Raw genomic sequence first — 480 nt, 5'->3', positions numbered from 1 at the left:
GATGCGTGCGGCTGGAGGATCTCGGCGTGGCGAGCCTGGATGGCGCGCCGATGGAGACCGACGGCAGGACGATCTGGCGACGCTTTGCCGAGCACTACTACCTGTTTCGCGGCACCCCGACCCGGCTGTGGTTCGACCATGTGCTGGCGCATCTGTTCGGCATTGAAGCGCCGCTGGATGCAACGACGGCCGACAGCCATTACGACACGATCGCGACCGTGCTGCAGTGGGAGAATTTCCGCCCGCGCGCCTTGTTCGAGCGCTTCAACATCGAGGTCATCGCCACGACCGAAGGCGCGCTCGACGATCTCAACTGGCACAAGATGATCCGCGACAGCGGCTGGGAGGGCCGTGTCGTCACCGCCTATCGGCCGGACGCGGTCGTCGATCCCGATTTCGAAGGTTTTTCGGCCAATCTCGACCGGCTTGGTGAGATCACCGGCTGCGACACCGGCAGCTGGGCCGGTTATCTCGACGCGC

At 64.8% G+C, this 480-nt stretch carries 1 protein-coding gene; it reads left to right on the top strand.

The genetic code is table 11. The features are described 5' to 3' along the window. Positions 1–480: glucuronate isomerase (locus ACWTU8_RS32430; RefSeq protein WP_455851325.1), on the top strand; the 480-nt coding region annotated here is incomplete at both ends.

It is taken from the genome of Mesorhizobium sp. BHbdii (assembly GCF_053848045.1).
Note: the sequence above shows the minus strand (reverse complement) of the source record. Positions and strands in the feature narration are given on the sequence as shown.